Source organism: Cognataquiflexum nitidum (genome assembly GCF_022538055.1).
GTDB lineage: Bacteria > Bacteroidota > Bacteroidia > Cytophagales > Cyclobacteriaceae > Cognataquiflexum > Cognataquiflexum nitidum.
Genome location: NZ_JAKZAM010000009.1, coordinates 53,463 through 72,241, shown reverse-complemented (window position 1 = coordinate 72,241; position 18,779 = coordinate 53,463). Strand labels below are relative to the sequence as shown.

At 42.0% G+C, this 18,779-nt stretch carries 20 protein-coding genes; 11 read left to right on the top strand and 9 right to left on the bottom strand.

Translation table 11 applies throughout. The annotated features are described in order from the left end of the window. The first annotated feature begins 4 nt into the window (after positions 1-4). The 6 genes from MMU07_RS07935 to MMU07_RS07910 all read left to right on the top strand — a co-directional run bounded on the left by MMU07_RS07935 (position 5) and on the right by MMU07_RS07910 (position 3,744). Complete coding sequence (locus MMU07_RS07935) at positions 5-382, top strand: iron chaperone (RefSeq protein WP_241125325.1); 378 nt, start codon at positions 5-7, stop codon at positions 380-382. Between the two features lie 156 nt (positions 383-538). Continuing rightward, complete coding sequence (locus tag MMU07_RS07930) at positions 539-829, top strand: hypothetical protein (RefSeq protein WP_241125324.1); 291 nt, start codon at positions 539-541, stop codon at positions 827-829. A 352-nt stretch (positions 830-1,181) separates the two neighbouring features. Continuing rightward, entirely contained in the window at positions 1,182-1,688 is a 507-nt protein-coding gene (locus MMU07_RS07925) for an RNA polymerase sigma factor (protein ID WP_241125323.1), read from the top strand. A 4-nt stretch (positions 1,689-1,692) separates the two neighbouring features. Continuing rightward, positions 1,693-2,343: a hypothetical protein gene (locus MMU07_RS07920; protein WP_241125322.1), complete on the top strand. Its 651-nt coding sequence runs from the start codon at positions 1,693-1,695 to the stop codon at positions 2,341-2,343. A gap of 73 nt (positions 2,344-2,416) precedes the next feature. Then, on the top strand, positions 2,417-2,776 hold the full coding sequence (locus MMU07_RS07915) for a bleomycin resistance protein (RefSeq protein ID WP_241125321.1): 360 nt from the start codon (positions 2,417-2,419) through the stop codon (positions 2,774-2,776). A 74-nt stretch (positions 2,777-2,850) separates the two neighbouring features. Further along, positions 2,851-3,744, top strand: coding sequence for a hypothetical protein (locus MMU07_RS07910; RefSeq protein ID WP_241125320.1), 894 nt, complete (start codon positions 2,851-2,853; stop codon positions 3,742-3,744). A 91-nt stretch (positions 3,745-3,835) separates the two neighbouring features. Here the strand turns inward: MMU07_RS07910 and MMU07_RS07905 are convergent, their stop codons facing one another. The 5 genes from MMU07_RS07905 to hisG all read right to left on the bottom strand — a co-directional run bounded on the left by MMU07_RS07905 (position 3,836) and on the right by hisG (position 9,696). Next, entirely contained in the window at positions 3,836-4,699 is an 864-nt protein-coding gene (locus MMU07_RS07905) for a serine hydrolase (protein WP_241125319.1), read from the bottom strand. A 150-nt stretch (positions 4,700-4,849) separates the two neighbouring features. Further along, the gene (gene hisB / locus MMU07_RS07900) at positions 4,850-5,944 is read right to left on the bottom strand and encodes a bifunctional histidinol-phosphatase/imidazoleglycerol-phosphate dehydratase HisB (protein ID WP_241125318.1); all 1,095 of its coding nucleotides are present in this window, start codon (positions 5,942-5,944) and stop codon (positions 4,850-4,852) included. A gap of 164 nt (positions 5,945-6,108) precedes the next feature. After that, positions 6,109-7,170: a histidinol-phosphate transaminase gene (hisC, locus tag MMU07_RS07895; RefSeq protein WP_241125317.1), complete on the bottom strand. Its 1,062-nt coding sequence runs from the start codon at positions 7,168-7,170 to the stop codon at positions 6,109-6,111. Next, positions 7,170-8,462, bottom strand: coding sequence for a histidinol dehydrogenase (hisD, locus tag MMU07_RS07890; RefSeq protein WP_113925392.1), 1,293 nt, complete (start codon positions 8,460-8,462; stop codon positions 7,170-7,172). Before hisD ends, hisC begins: the two co-directional genes overlap by 1 nt. Before the next feature lie 373 nt (positions 8,463-8,835). Beyond that, positions 8,836-9,696, bottom strand: a complete 861-nt coding sequence (gene hisG / locus MMU07_RS07885; RefSeq protein ID WP_241125316.1) for an ATP phosphoribosyltransferase — start codon at positions 9,694-9,696, stop codon at positions 8,836-8,838. Positions 9,697-10,253: 557 nt separating this feature from the next. Between hisG and MMU07_RS07880 the strand changes: the two genes are divergently transcribed. Both MMU07_RS07880 and MMU07_RS07875 read left to right on the top strand, forming a co-directional pair. Then, positions 10,254-11,228, top strand: a complete 975-nt coding sequence (locus MMU07_RS07880; RefSeq protein ID WP_241125315.1) for an RraA family protein — start codon at positions 10,254-10,256, stop codon at positions 11,226-11,228. 205 nt (positions 11,229-11,433) lie between these two features. After that, a complete protein-coding gene (locus MMU07_RS07875; protein WP_241125314.1) occupies positions 11,434-12,219 on the top strand; it encodes a tetratricopeptide repeat protein in 786 nt (261 codons plus the stop codon). Positions 12,220-12,687: 468 nt separating this feature from the next. Here the strand turns inward: MMU07_RS07875 and MMU07_RS07870 are convergent, their stop codons facing one another. Further along, entirely contained in the window at positions 12,688-13,566 is an 879-nt protein-coding gene (locus MMU07_RS07870) for an ATP-grasp domain-containing protein (protein WP_241125313.1), read from the bottom strand. 107 nt (positions 13,567-13,673) lie between these two features. On the opposite strand from MMU07_RS07870, the gene MMU07_RS07865 reads away from it, so the two are divergent. Beyond that, positions 13,674-14,420, top strand: a complete 747-nt coding sequence (locus tag MMU07_RS07865; protein ID WP_241125312.1) for a polyprenol monophosphomannose synthase — start codon at positions 13,674-13,676, stop codon at positions 14,418-14,420. Here MMU07_RS07865 and MMU07_RS07860 read toward each other — a convergent pair. Next, positions 14,404-15,621 carry an ABC transporter permease gene (locus MMU07_RS07860; RefSeq protein ID WP_241125311.1) on the bottom strand — a complete coding sequence of 406 codons (1,218 nt, stop codon included), beginning with the start codon at positions 15,619-15,621 and terminating at the stop codon, positions 14,404-14,406. The two genes, MMU07_RS07865 and MMU07_RS07860, sit on opposite strands and share 17 nt — an antisense overlap. A 41-nt stretch (positions 15,622-15,662) precedes the next feature. Between MMU07_RS07860 and MMU07_RS07855 the strand changes: the two genes are divergently transcribed. Both MMU07_RS07855 and MMU07_RS07850 read left to right on the top strand, forming a co-directional pair. Continuing rightward, on the top strand, positions 15,663-16,862 hold the full coding sequence (locus MMU07_RS07855) for an exo-beta-N-acetylmuramidase NamZ family protein (protein WP_241125310.1): 1,200 nt from the start codon (positions 15,663-15,665) through the stop codon (positions 16,860-16,862). Between the two features lie 160 nt (positions 16,863-17,022). Then, on the top strand, positions 17,023-17,550 hold the full coding sequence (locus MMU07_RS07850; RefSeq protein WP_241125309.1) for a lipocalin family protein: 528 nt from the start codon (positions 17,023-17,025) through the stop codon (positions 17,548-17,550). A gap of 81 nt (positions 17,551-17,631) precedes the next feature. On the opposite strand, the gene MMU07_RS07845 is transcribed toward MMU07_RS07850, so the two are convergent. Together MMU07_RS07845 and MMU07_RS07840 are read right to left on the bottom strand one after the other, a co-directional pair. Beyond that, positions 17,632-17,922: a Dabb family protein gene (locus MMU07_RS07845; RefSeq protein ID WP_241125308.1), complete on the bottom strand. Its 291-nt coding sequence runs from the start codon at positions 17,920-17,922 to the stop codon at positions 17,632-17,634. Positions 17,923-17,968: 46 nt separating this feature from the next. Then, positions 17,969-18,733 carry a PIG-L deacetylase family protein gene (locus tag MMU07_RS07840; RefSeq protein WP_241125307.1) on the bottom strand — a complete coding sequence of 255 codons (765 nt, stop codon included), beginning with the start codon at positions 18,731-18,733 and terminating at the stop codon, positions 17,969-17,971. Positions 18,734-18,779 lie beyond the last annotated feature (46 nt).

Sequence of the window (18,779 nt, the reverse complement as noted above, 5' to 3'; positions counted from 1 at the left end):
AGCCATGAAACCAGCCGCCAAAGACACCGACGCTTATATTTCGGAATTTCCGGAGGACATTCAGGAAAAGCTCCAAGTCATCCGAAACACGATCAGGCAAGCTGCTCCTGAAGCAGAAGAATGCATCAATTATGGCATCCCAACTTTTAAGATTCATGGCAATCTTGTCCACTTTGCGGCATACAAAACCCACTTTGGCTTCTATCCAGGCGCTTCAGGAATAGCCGAATTCAAGAAGGAACTTGAGTCCTACAATACCGCCAAAGGAACTGTTCAGTTCCCCTTGGATAAACCCCTTCCTTTGGAACTTATCTCAGACATTGTGATTTTTCGTTTGGATGAAAATCTTAGAAATGCAAAGTCTGAGAAGAGGAAAAAATGAATTTTTGGCCGATCATAAAAATAATTTATGTTAGGCATCAAATGAATTATGGTTAATTATCAGATTTTCAGGCTGTTTTAAAAAAACAACCACTTAAATTCGGCGTATGGATTAATGTGATGGATTCATAGAATTCGTCCAAAAATCTAAACAAAAATGAAAACTATTTTCAAAACCCTATCCATTTTCTTTGGATTACATGTTCTCACTTCCTGCGGGGACCTTGAAAAGAAAGTAGAGGACAAACTCAACAGCATTACCGACAAAGCATTGAAGCTTGATTCGATTGTAAACAAAGAACTTGATAAAATCAATTCTCTTGATTCCATCATCAATTTGGAAACAGAAAAGGTCAAAGTCCTAGATTCCCTTGTCAGGAAATCAAGTTCGAAGGTGGATTCCATCGTCAATGGAAAAATCGAAAAGATCAATAAGGTTCTAAATTAGGAAACATAAATTTATCAGAAATAGATATTTGGATTAAATCAATAAGCAATATTTTGAAAAACCTTATCTGCAACTCGTAAGTACTGTAAACCACAACAAGTTAACTAAAACCCAAAGTAACAATGGGCTGATGTCTTCGAAAGCATTGGCCCTTTTTTATGCCGGATTACTTCTGCGAATTTGCTTTTTTACTATTTTTTTCCTGGGTAAAATAAATTTCAAATGCATGTGAGATTTTTTGACCTCAGGCGAATAATTGGGTAAACAACTCCACCAAACCTGATTTCAATCATGGGAAATTCGCCATATTTAAAGCAAAGTCCAAATCTGGTCCGACAACCACAGCCACACCATGTTTTCTAATGATTCGACCTCATTTTTGAAAATCATAGATGCCAACAAAGGCATCATCTACAAGGTCGCCAACTCCTATTGTCGGGATGAAGAAAACCGCAAAGACCTGATCCAAGAGATCATTTTGCAGTTGTGGCTCAGCTTTCCCAAATATGACCCGAGTTTCAAGCTGAGTACTTGGATATACAGAATTGCGCTCAATGTGTCCATTTCTTTTTACAGAAAAGAAAGCCGCAGGGGCAGGATCAGCCAACCATTTCCTGAGGAAATAATTTATCTGACCGCCGAAAAACTCCCGCTGGAACAAAACGAGGACATTGAAATGCTTCAGAAATTCATCAGGGAACTCAAAGAAATTGACCGGGCGGTGATTCTCCTTTATCTCGAAGGAAACAGCCAACAGGAAATCGCCGACATCCTCGGAATCACTGTCTCCAATGTCTCGACAAAAGTCTCCCGCATCAAACAGACCCTCAAACAAAAATTTGCTGCCATAAACAGATAAAACCATGGAAGAAAACCAACTCCTTGCCCTTTGGGAATCATACGACCGCAAGCTGTCCCAAAATCTTGTGCTGAATAGACAAAATGCAGAAGACATCACAAAATTCAAAGTCAAATCCCTGCTTTCCAGCATGCAGCCGATAAAAATCTTTGCCATCCTAGTGGGTATCGTCTGGGTTGGGTTTTTGGATGTCATTGTTATCAATGTTTGGGCATATGCCAGTCCGATGTTTTTGATCTCAATTGGATTTCACATCGTCCTCACCAAGTTATCTATAGGAGTGTATATATATCAGCTCGTCCTGATCAATCTTGTGGACATCAACGAACCGATTCTCAGCACCCAAGAAAAAATCGCCAAACTGAAGTCAAGCACCATCTGGATCACAAGGTTACTGTTTTTGCAACTTCCAGCTTGGACGGTTTTCTATTGGACCAAAGATTTGTTCCAAAACCTCCATGCATTTCAAATCAGCATCATGGTAGGGGTCGCATTGGGTATGGCCTATCTTGGGATCTGGCTTTTCAAAAATATCAGATTTGAGAATCGGGACAAAAAATGGTTTCGATTTCTCCTCGGCGGTATAGAATGGGATCCGATGATGAAAGCCGCAGACCTTTTGGAGCAGATCGAGAAAGCTAAAAACGAAGGTTGAGGGGTGGATTTGAAAATTTACCAAAAGTAAGTAAGTTTAAATCAGGAGTAATTTCATCTTAAAATCCTAAACCATGCTCACCGAAATCCATCCCAAACTTCCCATGCGTAACAAAGCCATCACAAGGGAGTATTACATCAACAAATTGGGCTTTCAGGAAAATGGAACTGAGGATTATGAGGGTTACCTGATGTTATATAAGGATAAAATTGAGATCCACTTTTTTGAATTCAAGGCTCTCGATCCCAAAGAAAATTATGGACAGGTTTACATCAGGACTGACGATATCGATGGGTTTTACCGGTCCCTATTGGACAAAAAAATTCCAATCCATCCAAACGCACCTTTGCAGGAGAAACCTTGGGGAATGAAGGAATTTTCTCTCCTTGATCCTGACCATAATTTGCTAACTTTTGGGCAAGAGCTTGAATGATATTAATAAATATAAATGGCCAAAGACTCAGGCATATTGATTAATTTTAGGAATACAGCTAACCCAATAAATTCATGAAAAATCAATCTCTCCTCTTCCTTCTTATTTTTTCGGCAATCATGATTTCCTGTTCCAAGCCACAGCGCGCTGATGTTGATTTTGAACAATGGGGCAAGTATTGGTTTCAGGGAAAAGCGGAAATCAGCAGTTTTGACCTGACACAATACCGATACGGAGAAGCGAGGGAAGGCGAAGCGGTTTTGATCTTTGTAACGGAGGATTTTTCGAGAAAAAAGCAGGTCAAGTTAGATGATCCTGAAGCCAAGAACTCAGATAAAATATCTGTCCTGAAGATGAACCAAACGCGGGATTTTGTGACGGGAATCTATCCTTACCATATGATGTTGTCGGCTTTTACCCCTACCAAAGAGCAAAGTCAGGGATTGAAATTTACAGCTTCCTCCCAAGAATGGTGCGGCCATACTTTTACCCAACTCAATCTCAAAAGCGGTGACAGCTACAACGGCAAGATTTTTTCCTACTTCGAAAAAGAAGGAGACGATACGTTTTCTTTTAGCGGCATAGCCGAAGATGACCTTTGGAACCTGATCCGCATCGATCCCAAGCAAATCCCGACAGGAAGCGTGCAGATGCTGCCTTCTCTTTTTCACCAAAGATTCACCCATCAGGAATTCAAAACAGAGGAGGCATTTATACGGATTTTGGATCTCAGTGAAGGCAGAAGTCAATTAGATGTGGCATACGCTTCGGGTAGCAGGGTTTTGAAGATTGACTTCGAAAAGGGATTTCCCTATCAGATTATGGGTTGGGAAGAAATCCAAACCAAATCCGACGGCACCAAAGAAATCACCAAAGCCACCCGCAAAGGCCTGAAAATTGTGGACTATTGGACCAAAACCAAGGTCGAAGATGCATTTTTGAGAAAAGAGTTGAATCTGAAGAATTGAAATAATCTCGCCTAATCAATTGAATGTAAATTAGTATTCACAAATATCTATGTTACATAATCATCTAATCCTTTTAAATTTATGTAAACATTCAATCTCCCTCAAACCATTCCCACAAGATCTTGGAAATGGTTTTTTGCAAAAACTGGGCTTCGTTGTCGTCTTCCCACCGTTGGTCCTCGTTGTTTTTGGTGGCGAAATAAAAGACATAATCTCCTTTTGGGGCATTGACCATCACGAGTTCTGAACGGGATGCATTTACCATTCCCTGTTTGGATGCAGTATGGACTTGGGCAGGGATCGCTGACAGGGCATATTCATCGTAATAAATATTCCCCATCAACCGGTACATTCGGTCCGAAGCTGCGAGACTGATGATTTCACCTTTTCGGATTTTGATTAAAAGTTGGGCCATCTCCCGTGGAGTGGTCTGTCCCCAACCGTATTTTTTCCAGATATCTTCCCTACCGGGAGTTCTCGAATTGACTCGTGTATGTTGGAGACCAAGACCTTCCATGATTTCATTGATCCGCTCTCCACCACCCGCCAAAGCCTGACACCAAAGCGAGGTCGTATTGTCACTGTAGGTAATCATCAGCGACATCAGGATGCTGAGTTCAGTTTCAGTGCTATCTTTGAAATATTGCATCAATCCCGAACCTCCGTATTTGATCGAATCCCTGTAAACCATTTTTTGATGGTATGCCAATTCCCCTTTCTCAATCTTATCCATCACGCCCACCAAAATCGGAACTTTGACAATACTTGCTGTCGGAAATATCGTATCGGCATTGATTGCCGCCTCTTCACCCGTTTTCAGATGTAAGACATAAATGCCTACATCGCCCCGAAAACCTGCCGTTTCCTTTTCCAAAACCTGCTGCAGGGATTGTTTTTGGGCAAAAGTGAACGGTGAAATAAAAAGAAAAACCAATAGAAAATAAAGGAGACGCATGGTGAATGGTTAATGGTTATTTGGTTAAAGGGTTATTTGTTTAACTGAAAACTGTCCAATCGGGACACTGTAAACTGCATTCTACGACTGAACACTGCCAATTGCGCCTGAATCATTAATTCATCCTTCTACCCTCAGCCTTCATCCTTTCTAAAGAACTCCCTTCGTACTCGGCAATTGGTTCAGGGCTGAAATATCCTTTGCGACCGCCATTTTGATGGCGCGGGCAAGACCTTTGAAGATTGCCTCGATTTTATGGTGCTCGTTGGTTCCTTCAGCTTTGATGTTCAGGTTGCACTTGGCGGTGTCGCTGAAGGACTTGAAGAAATGGAAAAACATCTCAGTCGGCATGTCTCCGATTTTTTCTCTTTTGAATTCCGCATCCCAAACCATCCAAGGCCTTCCTCCAAAATCGATGGCCACCTGCGCCAAGACATCGTCCATCGGTAACAGGAAACCATAGCGGTAAATTCCTTTTTTATCTCCCAAGGCTTTCAGGTAGGCTTCACCCAAAGCCAAAGCAGTATCCTCTATCGTGTGGTGCTCATCGATATGCAAGTCGCCTTTGACTTCGATCAACAGGTCAGTTCCTCCATGCTTCCCCAATTGCTCCAACATGTGGTCAAAAAACGGCAATCCGGTATAGATTTCGCATTTTCCTGAGCCGTCAAGATTGACCCGGATATGGATTTCTGTTTCGGATGTTTTGCGGAAAACCTCCCCGATCCTTGCCGGCATCCTTAGGAATCGGTAAATCGCATCCCAACTTTTGGAACAAAATGTCGCATTTTCGTCATCATCTCCGATATAAATTGACTTGGCGCCCATGTTTTTGGCCAATTGGATATCTGTCTTTCTATCCCCGATCACATACGAGTTTGCCAAATCATAGGAACCGTCAAAATACTCTGTGAGCATTCCAATTCCCGGTTTGCGGGTAGGAAGGTTTTCATGTTCAAAGGACTTGTCGATGTGGACTTTGGTGAATTTCACACCCTCATTTTCCAAGGTAAGCATCATCTTGTTGTGTGCCGGCCAAAAGTTTTCTTCCGGAAAAGAAGCGGTCCCCATGCCATCCTGATTGGTGACCATAACGAGTTCGTAGTCGCATTCTTCGGCGATTTTTCTCAGGTTGGAAATGACACCTGGGAGAAACTCCAAATCCTCCAAACTGTCGATCTGAAAATCCGTCTGCGGCTCAACGATGATGGTACCGTCTCGGTCGATAAAAAGTGCTTTTTTCATATTTATTTCTTAATTGAACGTCGTTTATTTTTGTGGAGCTAAATATGATTTGAGGTTCTTTTACTTCTCAAATAGATATTAATTGATACTGGATATTTATTGATATTTGGGATCAATAAAATTATTTAGATCCGGTTTTAAACCAGATATTGGGATAATAAATGTCAAACTGATTGTCCGGCGAGTTTTTTGAATGAATTTAGAAATGCTTCATTTTCCTCCCTTGTTCCCACGGTAATCCGGAGGCAATCTTCACACAAAACCACTTTGGAGCGGTCGCGGACGATGATTTTGTTTGACACAAGGTCATCATACATTTTCTTGGCATTCGGAACTTTCACCAAAAGAAAATTGGCATGGGAAGGATAGATTTTTTTGATAAATGACAAACCTTCCAAATCCTTTTGGAGGTGTTCTCTTTCTTGCAAAATAGTCTTCACCACCTTACCGATCTCATCTGCTTTTTCAAGTGAATCCAAAACCTTCTCTTGGGTCAAACCTGAGATATTGTAAGGAGGTTTGATCAGATTTAGGATTCTGATGACATCTTCCGAAGCAAAAGCCATCCCGATCCGGAGATTGGCAAGTCCCCAAGCTTTGGAGAAAGTCTGCATCACAAGGAGGTTTGGATATTGTCCTAATTCAGAAGTAAAACTTTCCTCATCGCTAAAGTCTATGTAGGCTTCATCCACGACAACCAAACCTTCAAAGCCTGCCAGAATCTCACGTATGGCTTCCCTTTTCATCTTGTTGCCACTCGGGTTATTGGGAGAACAGATAAAAATAACCTTGGTGTATTCATCTATTGCCGCAATGATTTCTTTTGGCCGGAGTTGAAAGTCTTCAGTCAGATTTACCTTTTTGATGGCAATGTCATTGATCGAGGCCGAGACCTCATACATTCCATAAGTCGGTGGTAGCAAAATGATATTGTCTATTCCCGGCCTGCAAAAGGCACGCATCAACAGGTCAATGGCTTCGTCACTCCCATTTCCCAAGAATATCTGTTTTGGAGAAACACCTTTAATCACGGCCAATTTGGATTTGATCTCCTGTTGGTAAGGATCAGGGTATCGGTTGAAAGCCTCCCCTGTCAGCGATCCATATGGATTTTCATTGGCGTCAAGAAACACGCCGTCATGACCCGAATATTCATCCCTTGCAGAAGAGTAGGGTTTGATGGTTAGGATATGGGGACGAAGGAATTTTTGGATATCAAAAGCCATTACTTTTTCTCTTTTAGGTATTTGAGGCGGATGCTGACGGCATTCTTGTGTGCCTCAAGCAATTCATTGGCAGCCATGATTTCCACAGTGGGGCCAAGTTTCTTGATGCCTTTCTCAGTGATTTTCTGGTAAGTGATTTTTTTAACAAAACTATCCAAAGAGACTCCGCTATAGTTTTTGGCATAGCCATAAGTAGGCAAAGTATGGTTGGTACCTGAGGCATAGTCACCTGCAGATTCAGGGGTGAAGTTGCCGATAAAGATAGAACCGGCATTGACGATCTGGGAAACTACAAAATCCTCGTTTTCGACACAGATAATCAAATGCTCCGGCGCATAATCGTTGATCAGCTCGATGGCATTTTCTTCTTTGCCCATGACGACGGCTACCGAGTTGTCTAAAGCCCGCTTGGCAATGTCTTTTCGTGGCAGATTTTCCAATTGTTCTTCCACTTCTTTGAGGACTTTCTTGGCTACTTTTTCGGAACTAGCCACCAAAATTACCTGTGAATCCACGCCGTGCTCAGCTTGTGAAAGTAAATCTGCCGCCACGAAAGAAGGAATTGCAGAGCTGTCGGCATATACCAAAACCTCAGAAGGTCCTGCCGGCATGTCAATGGCTACCCCTTTTTTAGTGGCCAATTGCTTGGCCGCAGTCACATATTGATTGCCCGGTCCGAAGATCTTATCCACTTTGGGAACAGATTCTGTTCCAAAAGTCATCGCGGCAATGGCCTGAGCACCACCTGCTTTGACTATCTTATCAATCCCGATCAGGTCGGCAGTGTAAAGAATGGCCGGATGTATATTTCCCTCTTTGTCGGGTGGGGTGCAGATGACGATCTCCTCACAGCCGGCAAGATTTGCAGGGATTCCCAACATCAGTACTGTGGAGAATAATGGAGCTGTTCCCCCAGGAATGTACAAACCTACCCTTTGGATCGGAACAGATTTACGCATGCAGGTCACGCCTTCCATTACTTCCATGACTAGGTCAGGTTGGGCTTGGGCGGCATGGAATTTTTCTATATTGTCTTTGGCCAATAATATAGCCTCCTTGAGTTTTGGTTCTATTTGCTCACGGGCCTGAAGCACCTCCTCATTGGTTACGAGCAGGTTTTTGATCGTGACGTGGTCATACTCCAAAGCGAATTTTTTCAAAGCCTTATCCCCCATTCGATCGACTTTCCTCATGATCGGCTTGACGATTTTGTCAATGGCTTTTGTCTTTTGAATTGGCCTCTGCAAGGCCTTGGTCCATTCAGACTTGGTCGGATTGTATATGGTTTTCATGGAAAATGGTTCAAATGGTTGTAATTGTTGTCTGGTCCGTCACCCTGAGGCACGAAGGGTCTCATTTTTTATGGTTGTAATTGTTGTAGTGGTTGCAATTGTTGTCTGCTTCGCGTTGTCAGGTTATCGGGTTGTCATTGTTGTCTGGTCCGTCACCCTGAGGCACGAAGGGTCTCATTTTTTATGGTTGTAATTGTTGTAGTGGTTGTAATTGTTGTCTGCTTCGCGCCTGCCTGCCGTAGGTAGGTTGTCAGGTTTTCAAGTTGTCGAAAGGTCGTGGATCTGTTAATCTGTAACTGAGACTGCTACCTTCGACCTATCTTCTCGAATCTCGCTTCTCGCTTCTAATGTCTCAAATCTCACATCTCTTGTCTTAAATAACCATTTTCTCAATTGGCACGACCAAAATCCCTTCTGCACCGGCGGCACGGAGGCCTTCGATGTTTTCCCAAAACTGGTCTTCGCTCAATACCGAATGCACAGAAGACCAACCTTCTTCCGCTAGTGGCAGGATCGTTGGACTTCTCATTCCGGGAATAAGAGCGATGATTTTATCCAAAGAAGCGTTGGGGGCATTAAGAAGGACATATTTATTGCTTTTCCCTTTTTGGACAGCATTCATCCTAAAGAGAAGTTTGTCCACAATCGCTAATTTTTCTTCAGCAAGGGATTTATTTCCAATCAGGACGGCTTCGGATTTGAAGATTTCCTCCACTTCCTTGAGTCCGTTCATCATCAGCGTCGAACCCGAACTTACGATGTCACAGATTCCTTGTGCCAAACCTATACTTGGCGCAATCTCCACAGAACCGCTGATTTCATGGATCTCGGCTGATATATTTTGGGATTTGAGGTAGTCAGCAAGAATCTTTGGATAGGAAGTGGCGATGCTTTTTCCATCAAAATAACGCACACTTTCATAGTGTTCCCCTTTGGGAATAGCAAGAGAAAGCCGGCATTTGGAAAAACCCAATTTCTTGAGCACGGTGACGTCTTTGTCTTTTTCGACCAATTCATTTTCCCCCACGATACCCAAATCTGCCACGCCGTCAGAGACGTATCCCGGAATGTCATCGTCTCTAAGAAAAAGGAATTCAATTGGAAAATTGGTGGAAGTGGACTTGAGTTTGCCGGTACCATTGTAAAATTTGATGCCACATTCCTTAATAAGGCTGAGGGAATCTTCACTTAATCTGCCGCTTTTTTGTACGGCTATTCGGATAATTGAATTCATGGGTGCAATATACGTTTAGTATCAAAATGCCAATAAGAATTTTGGATGATAGGGCTGTAAAGATATACCAACAGCCGTCCGCGGGCGATATGTCAAAAATTTCCTCCTTAGGAGGAATGATGCAAATGATTGTCCCCACCGAGGATGGTGCAGATAGAAAAAGAAACGCTGTAGGATGTCTTACTGCTCATTGCGGAAGCAAAGTTAATACAGGCTTGATAACTAGCAAGAAAGCGGGATTGTTTTTTTGGAACCGAATATTAGCCCGTTAAAAATTAAACAGAAAAAACCCTGTAATTTGATTGAAAATGAGCCATTTATCCAAAATTGATAGTTTTCTCGGCAATAAATGGTTTGATTATCTTCTTGAAGGATAGATGGTGAATTAATTTCTTGAGGTAAAAAGCCATAGCCGAGAAGTGTGAAAAGTCGGAGGAAGCAGTTTTCAGTGAGCAGGTCCCAAGAACTTGACAACATGACAACGCGGGCCTGACAACCCTTCAACCATTACAACAACTAAAACAATTATAACCATTTTATTCAACCCAACATACACCATGAAAAAAAACCTATTGACCGCTTTGATTTTTGCAGGATTGATCCTCTGCACACTTACTCCTTCCTTTGCCCAATATGACCGGGTAGCCATGGACAGGGAATATATCATTTCATTGACTTCACGCTGGACCGGAGAACGGCTGCAGGATGGAAGGCCTTATGTTTCTGATGAATTACTTGAAAGGCTGAAGAGTGTTGTCTTGACCCATGCTTGGGGAGGATTGCGCAGCCACAAGTTCAACAATCAGTACCAAGGAGATTGGATGATGATCCTTCCCGACAAAAACACCGTCATGACAGGACGGGCAGTGACTGCACAATATATGCCTCAGCGTCCTGATTTTGGGGATTTGATCCGGGAAGTTGGCTTAGCCGAAGGCCACGGAGAAAAAGCCCAATCCAATGTTTGGCCTATCGAAATGCTGAAAGACGGCGATGTCTATGTCGCTGACGGCTTTGCCAAAGTCGAGCAGGGCACTTTGATTGGGGACAGGTTGGCCAACTCGATCTATGCAAAGACAAAACGCGGTGTGGTATTCTATGGAACCGTCAGAAATATTCAAGAAATCAAAAAAGTAGAAGGATTTAACGGTTGGATCCTTGGAGACCATCCTTCTTCCATTGCTGAAGTCATGCTGACTTCGATCAATGCCCCGATCAGAATCGGAGATGTGACGGTTTTGCCGGGTGATGTGGTTTTTGCAAGTCCATACGGAACCCTCTTTTTTCCAGCCTACTTGGTAGCCGAGATTGTCCTCAACGCCGAAATCAGCAACATGCGACACGGTTATGGTATCATGCGCAACAAAGCCGGGGATTGGACGACAGGTCAGATTGACAGCAATTATACCGAGCAAATGAATAAGGAATTTTACGATTACCTAAGAAGCCTTCCCAACGACAAATTACCGATGTCTAGGGCGGAATTAAATGCTTACATAGAAGCAAGAAAAGACAGAAATATCGGAGGGTAAGAAACTCAGTGTAAACTCAACCCTATTCAAAGCTTTGGAAATCGATATCTCCTATCTATTTTCCAAAGCTTTTTCTATTTACTATCCTTCTCCATAATTATTTTAAGTATCCGAAGAGGATCATGAAAATCAAATAGAATTTTCTTAGTGTCATTATGATTTTTTCGTAATGTTTTGTTATTTTTAGTTTTTAATTAAAAAACAGATGCGTCTCTTTATTTCAATATTTCTCCTGATTACCTGTGTTTCTTGTTTTGGAAGTTTTTCTGAAGGTGAACGGTATTTTCGCCGAGGTGAATACGAAAACGCCATTTCTGAGTTCAACAGGACGCTTTTTCTCAATGTTACCGACATCAAATCCCTGCACCTAAGGGCTAGATCCTATGAGGAATTAGAAGAATTTGACAAAGCGGTGGAAGATTACCAAACCATCATCCAATATGATCCAACCTATGCCCAAGCCTATGCCGGCATTGGAAAACTCTACTGGAAAAGGGAAGATTATAAAAACGCCCAAAAATACCTGCTCCTTGCGGCCAAAGAGGATGAAAAGGATTTTGATACTCTTTTGATGCTAGGCAGGGCAATGCTCATGAATGAAGACTATCAAAGAGCAGATGAATTTTTACAGCTTGCCAAAGAATTGAATCCCACTGATTCACGGGCTTATTTCTACCAAGGTATGGCAAGGTCTCAGATCGGGGATATTTTGGGTGCCGCAGGTTCATTCAACATGTGTCTCAAATACGATCCTGAAAATATTACTGCCAAATACAACAGGGGGTTGATACTTTTGCTGATTGGAAATTCAGATTGGGCCCTGGAGGATTTTGAAGATGTGCTCAAAGCCAACCCAAACCATATCGAAGCATTGGCGAGAAGAGGGAATGCCAAAATAGATATGAATGACCCTACTGGCTGCAAAGACCTCCGGGAGGCAGCCGAAAAAGGAAGTCTTTATGCCCAAATGAATCTGGAAAGGTGTGAGTGATTGGGTGATGGGTTAATGGTTATTTGGTTATTTGATTATTGGTTATATGATTAACTGTCTCCGTGAAAAAGGACAAGATGTTTTTTCTATTCGCTAGTGACCAATGTTAAAACAGGGATTCAAAAGGTTATAAACTTAACCTTGTCACCTTGACGAAGAAGAGGTCTATTCAAAAGATTTCTCAGTCGTACCTCCTTCCTTACCAATGACGTGAATCTCTTGTTCGTCACCCTTCTCCGCCGCGGCGGAGAAGGGTCTCTTTTTTCTGAGATCTTTCATCCTTCCCGAAAAATCGGGACAGGCTGTACCTCGGATTCAAGATGACGCAAGACCAACCGTCATTCCTTTTCTGAATGTTTTTTGAAAATGTTGCGGTCTCGAAATGACAAAGATAGGTTGATCTTGGTACTTGGTACCTTATACTTCGTTCAAAAAATCTTCGATCTCGCTTCTCGTCTCTCGTCTCTCTCAAACCCCAAACCTCTCCCTAATCGCATTTTTATAATTTTCCCTGCCCTCTTTGGAAGTAAAAAGGAAAAGATAAGGCTCAATGAGTTCGAGCTCCATGAGGTAAAATTCACCCTTGATCCAAACACCATCTACCCTCGCATACAGGGTATCGGCAGCAAATTCATCAATGATCTTTTGGATGTAAACCAATTCGATCAAAGTCGGATCGACAACATGGATCTGTCCACCAAAAAAATGTTGTACCCGAAACTCTCCTGATTTGGCGCTTTTCAATACCGCATGGGAAAACTTTCCATTGAAGAAAAGGTAGGAATGCTCGCCTACCTCGGCCACTTCCTTGATAAATGGCTGCAACATAAAATCTTCTGAGGCCAACAAACTTTCAATTTGTTCCTGATTATCCCTCCAATTTTCCTTTTGGATTTTCATGGTGTTCTTTGCCCCGCCACTGACTGTAGGTTTGATCACCATTTGTTCTGTTTCAAAAGATTCAAAGCAAGCCTCAAGGTCAGGGATTTGGTTTTTGCTGTTGAAAATCGTCGGAACAATGGAAAATCCCCGGCCCTCTATTTCCTGTAAATAACGCTTATCTGAATTTCTAATTACCGTATCCAAGTCATTGATCACCGGAATCCCCAAAGATTGAATCTTTTGGCACCACGCCAAAAACTCCGAATATCGGTCAAAATAATCCCAAGGGGATTTCATCAACAGGTGGGAATATGCTGTCCAATCGACACCGTCATCAGACCAAACTTCAAATGTAAAGTCAAGACCAAGTTCGGTAAGGATTTGCTCCAGGATCTTGTCTTCATCCGCCACATCGGTAGTGGCATAAGATCCTCTTGCCTCATAGGTGATTACAGCAATTTTCATGATTTTGGGTGAATTTTTCCGGAGGCAATTATATGTTAATTTTTGCATAAAATCTCTCCGCGCTTACAATTCCATGCTTTTAATCATATTTTTGGGTTTCGAATTTTATGAACAGAGAAAAACTTGTCATCATCCCCACCTACAATGAGCTGGAAAACATCCATGACATCAGCAAGGCTGTCATGGAGTTGGATGGAAAATTCGAACTCCTGATCATAGATGATAATTCCCCTGATGGGACTGCTGCGGAAGTAATGAAATTACAAAAAGAATTTCCCGACAGGATTCATCTGATCCAAAGAACCGGCAAGCTTGGCTTGGGAACCGCATATCTGGAAGGTTTCCACTATGCACTGGTCAATGGCTATCTATACGTTTTTGAGATGGATGCCGACTTTTCCCATAATCCCGCAGACTTGATCAAATTGTACAATGCTTGTTCACAGGATGGCTTTGATATGGCAATCGGCTCGCGCTACATTACCGGAGTCAATGTCGTCAATTGGCCTATGGGAAGGGTATTGATGTCTTTTTTTGCGAGCAAATACGTGCAGTTTATCACCGGGATGCCCATCAAAGATGCCACTGCAGGGTTCAAATGCTACACAAGGAAGGTCTTGGAAAGCATCAGGTTGGATAGGATCAAGTTCATTGGATACGCTTTTCAGATTGAGATGAAATTCACTACCTGGAAACTTGGATTTAAGATCAAAGAGGTACCCATTATTTTCACAGACCGCACCAAGGGGACTTCCAAGATGAACACCCACATTTTCAAAGAGGCTGTTTGGGGAGTGATTTACATGAAATTTTTAAGCTTTTTCAAGACTTACAACGTCAATCAAACCGTATAGCTTTGATCGGTTGGATATTGCTGATCAGCATTGCAGGGATAAACAACACCAGAGTTGTCACCAGAAGTACAGCTGCATTGAGGATAAAAAATACCGGCCAATTCCATGAAATCGGGACAAAGGTCATGTAATAACTTGCGGGATCAAGCGCAACAATATTGAATTTTTGCTGCAAAAATCCAAATAAGATTGCGATACTATTGCCTATCAGCAAACCCCTTCCGATGATTCGGACACCATTCCAGACAAAAATCTTCCTGATCTGCTTATTGGTCGACCCTAAGGCCTTTAGAATCCCGATCATTTGGGTTCTTTCCATGATCAGGATAAATAAAATCGACACCATATTGAAGGCTGCTACAAATAGGATCAACCCAAGAAATATATACACATTGTTATTGAGCAAAATCAGCCAATCAAAAATCTCGATATACTTGTCCGTCACCTTGATCAGCTTGAGGTCAAAGTCCAGAGAATTATAAATAGGTTCAGCCATTTCATCCAAATTTTTGTTGTCATGGACAAAAATTTCAAAACCTCCTACTTGGTCCTCAGACCAGCCATTAAGGTTTCGGATGGTCTGAATGTCTCCAATAATGATTTTATCATCGAAATTTTCCAAAAAAGTCTCATACAGTCCGACGATCTCAAACCTCCTGAATCTTGGGGGTTCCTGCACAAAGTACATGGTAATCCTTTCTCCGACATTAAGCCTCAGTTTGTCGGCGATTTTGCGGCTGACAAGGATTTCATTGGAAGCACCGGAATCGGAAAACTGGATAAATCTTCCCTTAATGATTGAATTGTGAAAGTCCAGCGTATCAAAGTCAGGTCCTATTCCTTTCATCAAAACCCCCTCCACTTCTTCATCTCCTTTTAGCAGACCGGGCTTGTGTGCATAAACCTGCACATGGCTGATCAGTTGATTTTGGGTATAATCCTTATAAAAATCAGAATTGGTTGAGGTGGGGCTTTCTTCGAAGGCATTGCCTGAAACAAACTTTTGAACCTGATAATGTCCGGTAAATGAAAAAACCTTATCGGAGATTTTGTCCTGAAAACCACCCAAAATCATAAAAGAAACCAAAGACACCGCTATTCCAATTGCCACGGATGCAACTGCAATGCGATGGATTGTTCCGGTGAAACCGCCTGTCCTCTTAAAACTGATTCTCTTGGCAATGAAATAGGAAAGGTTCAATGGTTTTGTTTATTTGGTTGAAATTCTACTGCAAAGTAACTATGAAGCCATTCAAAATAATCATACTCGCCACATTTTTCCTTCAGAGTCTGGCATTTTGCAAAACAAAAGCCCAACCTGAACTTGAAATCCAGTCCCAAAATCAAAACATGATCTTGCCGGCTGCCGACCAGCCTGAGGTTTACCTTCCACTTTTGAAAGGGAAAAAAGTAGGTATGGTAGTCAATCAGACTTCCATCATTACTTCCAAAAACAACATTCACTTGGTAGATTTTCTAATGTCCCAGGGAATTGCGGTGGTCAAGGTTTTTGTTCCCGAACATGGATTCCGGGGAGATGCCGATGCCGGAGAAGTGGTCAACTCTGAGATTGACAAGCGCACAGGATTACCGATAGTATCGCTCTATGGCAACAACAAAAAGCCCTCTGCCGAAACATTAAAGGATATTGATGTCCTTGTCTATGACTTGCAGGATGTGGGTATCAGGTTTTATACCTACATCAGCACCATGCATTATGTGATGGAAAGCTGCGCCGAGAACAAAAAGCCCTTGTTTATTTTTGACAGACCCAATCCCAATGGCAACTATATCGATGGCCCTGTTCTCAAAAAAGGATATGAAAGTTTTGTGGGCATGCATCCCATCCCTGTGGTGCACGGTCTGACTGTAGGGGAATTGGCCCAGATGATCAATGGGGAAGGTTGGCTTAAAGGAGGCGTAAAAAGCGATATCCAAGTCATTCCTGTCAAAAACTGGAACCACAGCATGGCCTACAGCCTGCCTGTCAAGCCATCTCCAAATCTTCCAAATGATACTGCCATCCGCCTATACCCGACGCTTTGTTATTTTGAAGGCACAGATGTCTCTTTGGGTCGGGGAACCTATTTTCCTTTTCAGGTATATGGCTATCCCGATCCCAAGTTCGGGGATTTCACCTTCACTCCTGTAAGTATCGATGGCATGTCCAAAACGCCCCCACAGCAGGATAAAAAGTGCTATGGCAGGGACCTGAGAGATGAACCATTGACCCATCAGTTTACTCTTAAATACCTTTTGGAGGCTTATGAGATTTCGGGAAAGAGGGAAAAATTCTTCAACAACTTCTTTGACAAATTGGCTGGTAGCGACCAATTGAGAAAGGATATTTTGGCAGGAAAAAGCGAAGCTGAAATCAAATCTTCATGGCAGGTCGATCTTGAAAGTTTCAAAAAATCCAGAAAAAAATACCTCATTTATTGATTTTCACTAAAAAGCAAAGGCATATTTACCATCATAAAGGGTTAAGGTTTCGTATATTCAATATGTGCATCTAGGATCTGATCTTGTTGTTTTTACATGGGATTTTCATATTAGGATGCACATTTTAAGCATTTGTAATTTTTACCTAAACCAAAAAATCATGGTATACAAATTAAGATTGCTCGTTATTCTTGGATTGTTAGCGATATTTTCAGTTCTCGTCTCATGTAATGACGATGACGAACCTAAAGTTTCTCCGATCGTTGGGACATGGAATTATGATTCCTATAATTTGGACATCACAGTGGATGGACAGGACCTTCTCACCTATCTCGTTCAGGTAATGGGTCTTACACAGGAGGAAGCAATTTTCGCAAAAGCGTTTTTTACAGCTTCACTTTTTGAAGAAACTGACCTTGAAGGCACGACTTTTACATTCAACGCAGATGGTTCATATTCTGTGAAAAATGGAGGGGTTGAAGAAGATTCAGGAACTTATCTGGTTCAAAACAACAATACCAAATTGGTGTTAACTTCAACGGATGGAACGGTCCAGGAATTTGTAATCGAAACGCTGACAAATAACCGACTGATCGTCTCTTTTGAAGAATCTTTCGAAGAAGACATTAATGAAGACGAAACCCTTGAAGAGGTGGGATTGGATTTTGAAGTGACAATGGTGAAATAAAAAACAAAAGTGCCCTGATTCGCATCAGGGCATTTTTTTTTAACCAATATTTTTTTTTGGGGAAAAGAACTATGGGGAGGTTTAAATCAGATTATAATCGATTTCCAAAAAGTTTTCAACGTAACTCCCCCAGTAACTATCCACAAATTTGTTATGGTCAGGATGATGGTTATAAAAATCATACTCTTTCTCCGAATCAAATTCCATGGAAAGGCCGTAATCAAAATCATTTTTTTTACTGATTTGCCTAAGCAATTCAAATTTTTGAATTCCGGGTATTTTCGCCAAATTTTTTGCAGCTTGAAGAAACTCCCTTTCCTCGGATGACCCTTTTGGAAATTTGAGTTTGAAAACAACCGTATGTCTTATCATAATTGAGTTTTTTTTTAATTCCTTTCCGGCAGCCCTATTTTGAAACCTACTTCACTTCAAAAAAATACTCCCTGTCAAAAATCCTTGAATAGATGAATTCCGGCACCTGTTCCCTGTAAGGCAATAGATCTCTGAATACCGCCTGTTGGGTAGCATGTGCTTCCATCATTCTAACCAAAGTGGAGAAATAGGCTGTGGTTCTAACCGAAAAATCGGGAACCGGCAATCCTTCTCCTGTCTTGGGATAATTCCTCTGGAAGCCGGGAGCTATTTTCAAAGCAATTTCAATTTGCTTGGGCGATAAAGTGACTTGATAAAGTTTTTTGATCGGAAATTCCGGTCTATTTCTATCCTCCAGAAAAACTTCTTCCATCGCCTTGGAGACCATACGGTGGTCAGGATGTCCGTAAAGACCGACTTTACTGTCGTAACTGATTACCACATCAGGCCGGTGCTTTTCGATCATTTCCCTAGCTACAATTTTGAAGGTATCCAAAGGCAGATTTTTAAGACCACTGTCAGGAAAATCAAACAATTCCAATGCTTGGGCTCCCAGAATTTCAGATACATTTTTCATTTCAAGAGCCCTAGCATCACCAAGCTCTTCCTGCTTGACCAATCCTCCTGTAGGTCCTGCTTCCCCTTTGGTGAGGTATACCATGACGAGTTCATGACCTCGACTTTTCAATGCAAGCAAAGTACCACCCACCGCAATCTCATCGTCAGGATGTGCAAAAAACACCATAACTTTTTGCGGTTCTTCTGCTTGAATAAGCTGGCTTTTTAGAGGTATATCTTTATTATGGAGCATAGATCTACCCCACCAAATCATTCCCGACCCCAAAGCCACAATGATT